Here is a 4,587-nt window from a genome sequence, read left to right as displayed (position 1 = left end):
GCCGCCGAACGGACCGCCGGGGCGCCGGCCAGGACGGACAGCGTGCACAGCAGGGCGGCGCCGGTGGTGCCGGCCAACACGACCCCGGTCACGCGGTCACGCGGGGAGGGGCCTCGCACCACCCGCACGAGGCAGGCCAGCACGTTGAGCAGCAGAGCGGCCACCAGGAGCTGCAGGGCCAGCTGAACCACATCCACCTCCCGCGTCGGGTCTTCTCCCCTGCCTACAGGCCCAGAACGGCCCGCGCTACCAGGAAGTACACGATCAACCCGATCGCGTCGACGAACGTCGTGATGAACGGGTTGGAGAACACCGCCGGGTCCGCCCGGACCGCCTGTGCGAGCAGCGGCATGAGCCCGCCCACCGTGGCCGCGATGGTGCACAGCGCCAGCAGGGTCAGCCCGATGACCAGTCCGAAGTCGAAGCCGAAGATGAACCCCGCGGCGATGAGTCCCACCGCGCCCAGCGCGAGCCCCAGGATGAACCCGGTCCGCACCTCCTGCACGAGTACCCGCAGGGCGTCGCGGGGGCGGACGTCGCCGAGTGCCAGGGCGCGGGTGACCGTCGTGGCGGCCTGGTTCCCGGTGTTCCCGCCGGTACCGATGATGAGCGGAACGAACAACGAGAGCGCCACGACCTGCTCGAGCGTGGTCTCGAACACCGCCAACACCTGCACGGTGAGCGCCGCGCCGAGTCCCAGCACGAGCAACCACACCACGCGCGACCGGACGATCGACCGCACCGGGGTGGCCAGGTACGGCCGGCGCAGGGGCTCGGAGCCACCCTGGCGGGCCGCGTCCTCGGTCTCGGCGTCCTCGAGGATCCGCAGCGCGTCGTCGACGGTGAGGATGCCCACGAGGCGGTCCTCCTCGTCGGTGATCGGCAGGACTATCACGCGCTCGTCCGCGCTCAGGCGGGCGGCCTCCTCCTCGGAGGCGCGGGCGTGGATCGAGATGGCGTCGTTCATCAGGTCCCCGACGAGGGTGTCGGGTTCCGCGCCCATCAGGGACCTCAGACCGACGACCCCGATGAGGCGGCGTCCCTGGTCCACGACGGGGATCGTGTAGATCGTCTCGACGTCGACCAGCCGGGCGCGGACCCGGTCGAGCGCCTGCTCCGCGGTCATCTCCGGGCGGGCGGAGACGAACTCGGGCGTCATCCTGCGGCCGATGGAGCCGGCCGGGTAGCCGAGGATCTCGTTGGTGAGCGCGCGCTCCTCGGGCGGCAGCCCGCGCAGGAGGCGCGTGGCGACGAAGGCCGGGAGCTCGTCCATGAGAGCGACGCGGTCGTCGGGGTCGAGCTCCTCGAAGAGGTGGGCGACCTGCTCCTCGCGCAGGCCGCGCAGCAGCTCGGACTGCACCGGCGCGTCGAGGGCCTCGAACAGCACCAGGGCGCGCCCCTTGGGCAGCAACCGGAACGCGACGGCCCGGTCGCGGTCGGCGCTGCGCTCGAACATGTCCACCACGACCTGGTCGGGCAGTGACGCCATGAGGCGCGAGGCCGCCCGGAGGTCGCCGCGGGAGCGGAGCCGGGCCAACCGCCGGGTCGCCTCGTCCAGGCTCATCTCGCCGTAGGTGCTGTTCTCGTCGACGTGCTCGTCGACCAGGGCGAACCCCGTGGCGTCGGTCGGTGGCCCCCCGGGATCGTCCGGCAGATCGCGCGGCTCAGTCATCACCGGTCCCCTTGGGGGAGTCGGACGGGGTGTCGGTGGCGAACCCGATCTGCGAATACCGGGTGGCCGAGGTGGGCGCGGCGCCCGAGAGGAACCCGGCGCGGGCGATGGACATCGCGCCGATGGCGGAGGAGGCGAACTGCAGTATCGCCGCCACGACCACCTTGGGTGCCGCATCCCAGGACGGGTGCAGCAGGAAGGCGCCGACGATCACGAACACCAGCCCGAGTCCGGCGGCCGCCCCGATGGCGGAGGACCGGACGTAGAGGTCGGGGAACCGCAGGAGGCCGATGGCGCCTCCGAGGAACACCACGGACCCCGTCAGGACGGAGACCGATCCCAGGACGGTCGCGAGCAGGTCCCAGCTCATCGCCGACCCCCGGACATGAGTCGGGCCAGCGAGAGAGCGGAGACCAGGCCCACCAGCGTCGCGACCAGGACGAGGTCGTAGACGAAGGGACTGTCCACCCTCACGCCGACGAGGGCGAGGAGTGCGATGAACGCGAAGAACAGCAGGTCCGCCGCGATGGCTCGGTCACCGGCGTGGGGGCCACGGACCATCCGGTAGGAGGACAGGACGGCCGCGATGGAGACCAGGACGATGGCGATGTCGACGGCGATCACCGGACCAGCCCCTCTCTCCGGATCGCCCGCAGCATGTGGTTCTCCATATCGTGTAGCGAGGCCGTCAGGTCGTCGGGATCCGGGAAGTACATCCCGTGGACCACGATCTCCCACCCCTCACCGCCCCCCGGATGGTGCGCGCCCAGGGTCAGCGTCCCCGGGGTCAGGGTGATGAGCGAGGACAGCACGGTCACCTCGAGTTCGGTGCGGCACCTGGTGGGGAACCGCACGAAGCCCGGGGTGATCGAGGCGTGGGGCAGGAAGGCGTCGCGGACGACCTTCGCGCTGGTCGTGGTCTGCTGCCAGAAGAACCACAGCAGGAACCACAGGATCCGCAGCGGCCAGGTCAGGGTGGCGGTCATCCGAGCACCGCCTGGACGTATCCGGTCGGGTCGTACAGGTTGGCCGCAGCGGTCCCGGACAGCTCCAGGAGCACCTGACCCCCCAGTCCCAGCGCCAACGTCACCACGGCCAGCGCCAGCGCGGGCGCCGCGAGTGCCAGACCGATCCGGCGACCCGGGGGAACCATGACGGGGTCGGGGGCCCCGGCCTCCGCCGTGGCGGTGGCCACCGTGGAGGTCGCGGCGCCACCGCTCGCGGCGTCACCGGTCGCGTCGAGCCCGGCGCGGTCCCGGCCGTCGGGGATCCCCGGGGCATCGGAGTAGGCGGGGTCCAGACCCTCCGGGAGCGTGCGGGAGTCGGTGGCGGTGGGTTCGCCGAGGAAGATCCCCGTCCAGATCTTGAGCATCGACAGCAGGGTGAGGATGCTTACCGCCACGGCGACGGCCGCGGCGGCGATCTGCCCGGCGTCGAGGGCGGCGATGATCAGGCTGAGCTTGGCCACGAAGCCGGAGAAGGGCGGGATCCCGGCCAGCGACATGGCGGAGGCGAAGAACGCGATCGCGATGAGTGGTTCGGTCTTGGCGAGTCCGGAGAGTTGCCCCAGCCGCCGGGGACCGTAGCGCACCTCGATCGCGCCGATGGCCAGGAACAACGCGGCCTTGACGATCATGTGGTGCAGCAGATAGAAGATGCCGGCGGTGAGCCCCAGTGGGCCGAAAAGGGCGACCCCGAGCAGGATGTACCCGATCTGGCTGACCATGTGGAACGCGAGGATCGAGCGCGGGGCGGCCTCGCCCACCGCGCCGAGCACACCGATCAGCATGGTGGCCGAGAACACCACCACGCCCACCCAGAGGTAGCGCGGGTCCCCGTCGAAGATCACCGCGTAGATGCGGTAGATGGCGTAGATCGCGATCTTGGTGTGCAGGCCGGAGAACATCGCGGTCACGGCGGGGGACATCTTGGGGTAGGCCCGTGCAAGCCACCCGTGCACGGGGACGACGGCGGCCTTGATCGCGAGCGCGAAGAGCACCAGGGCGGTGGCCACGGCCACGCCGGTGTTCTCCGAGGCGGCCCCGTGGAGTTCGGCGATGTTGACGGTTCCCGTCAACCCGTAGATCAGGGCCACGCCGATCAGCAGGATGGTCGAGGCGAGCAGGTTGACCGAGATGTAGAGCCGCGAGGCCGCGACACCGGCCACGCTGGCCCGACCGGACCGGGTGATGATCATGAGCCCGTACGAGGGCAGGAGCATGACCTCGACAAAGACGAAGAAGTTGAACAGGTCCCCCGTAAGCAGGGCCCCGTTGACGCCGGCGGTCACGAGGAGCACCAACGGCGGGTAGAACCTCTTGAACGCCTCCCCGGCCGGGACCGCGAAAGCCGCGCACGTGAGCGTCAGCAGACTCGTCACCGTGAGCATGAGCGCCGAGAACATGTCCAGCACGAACGGGATGGCCACTCCGGGCGCCCACAGGGCGACCTGGTGCACCACGACCGAACCGTCCGACACCCACGCCACGGTGGCGATCGCCGCGGCCAGTTGCACCACGAGGACGGCGAACAGGACAGTCAGGACCAGGCGTGTTCTCGAAGCGACGGCTATGAGCAGGCCCGCCGTGAGCAGCGGGATGGCGACGAACAGGGTGAGGACGGACTCCGGCATCATCGGTGGACACCTTCCGCGTCGTGGTTCGCCGGCTCGTCGGGCTCCGGGTCCTCCGGGTGTGCGCCCCCCGGGACCTCCGGGAGGAGGTCCAGGTGGTCGAGGTCGCCCACGTCGGTGTCGTCGTCGTCACCGCCGATCACCGCCAGCACCAGCAGGTAGATCGTGATGGCGAACGCGATGACGATGGCGGTGAGCACGAACGCCTGCGGCAGTCCGTCGGCGGTGAGCGCCGGGTCGGGGTCGGCCACCAGCGGGGCCTCGCGCCGCGACGCGCCGCCGG

General features: G+C 70.8%; 7 protein-coding genes. All 7 read right to left on the bottom strand.

All coding sequences use genetic code 11. The features are described 5' to 3' along the window. On the bottom strand, positions 1-191 hold a 191-nt coding region (locus tag G6020_RS08955), incomplete at its 3' end, for a hypothetical protein (RefSeq protein WP_182610378.1). 32 nt (positions 192-223) lie between these two features. Then, positions 224-1,672, bottom strand: coding sequence for a magnesium transporter (gene mgtE, locus G6020_RS08950; RefSeq protein ID WP_182610377.1), 1,449 nt, complete (start codon positions 1,670-1,672; stop codon positions 224-226). Then, positions 1,665-2,042, bottom strand: coding sequence for a monovalent cation/H(+) antiporter subunit G (locus G6020_RS08945; RefSeq protein WP_182610376.1), 378 nt, complete (start codon positions 2,040-2,042; stop codon positions 1,665-1,667). Before G6020_RS08945 ends, mgtE begins: the two co-directional genes overlap by 8 nt. Continuing rightward, a complete protein-coding gene (locus tag G6020_RS08940) occupies positions 2,039-2,296 on the bottom strand; it encodes a monovalent cation/H+ antiporter complex subunit F (RefSeq protein WP_182610375.1) in 258 nt (85 codons plus the stop codon). The genes G6020_RS08945 and G6020_RS08940 overlap by 4 nt, the downstream gene beginning before the upstream one ends. Beyond that, on the bottom strand, positions 2,293-2,658 hold the full coding sequence (locus G6020_RS08935; RefSeq protein ID WP_182610374.1) for a Na+/H+ antiporter subunit E: 366 nt from the start codon (positions 2,656-2,658) through the stop codon (positions 2,293-2,295). The genes G6020_RS08940 and G6020_RS08935 overlap by 4 nt, the downstream gene beginning before the upstream one ends. Next, positions 2,655-4,307, bottom strand: coding sequence for a monovalent cation/H+ antiporter subunit D family protein (locus G6020_RS08930; protein WP_182610373.1), 1,653 nt, complete (start codon positions 4,305-4,307; stop codon positions 2,655-2,657). The genes G6020_RS08935 and G6020_RS08930 overlap by 4 nt, the downstream gene beginning before the upstream one ends. Further along, positions 4,304-4,587, bottom strand: a 284-nt coding sequence (locus G6020_RS08925) for an NADH-quinone oxidoreductase subunit K (protein ID WP_182610372.1), incomplete at its 5' end; no start/stop codon positions are given. The genes G6020_RS08930 and G6020_RS08925, both read right to left, overlap by 4 nt.

Source organism: Dietzia sp. B19 (assembly GCF_014145155.1).
GTDB classification, from domain to species: domain Bacteria; phylum Actinomycetota; class Actinomycetes; order Mycobacteriales; family Mycobacteriaceae; genus Dietzia; species Dietzia natronolimnaea.
Note: the sequence above shows the minus strand (reverse complement) of the source record. Positions and strands in the feature narration are given on the sequence as shown.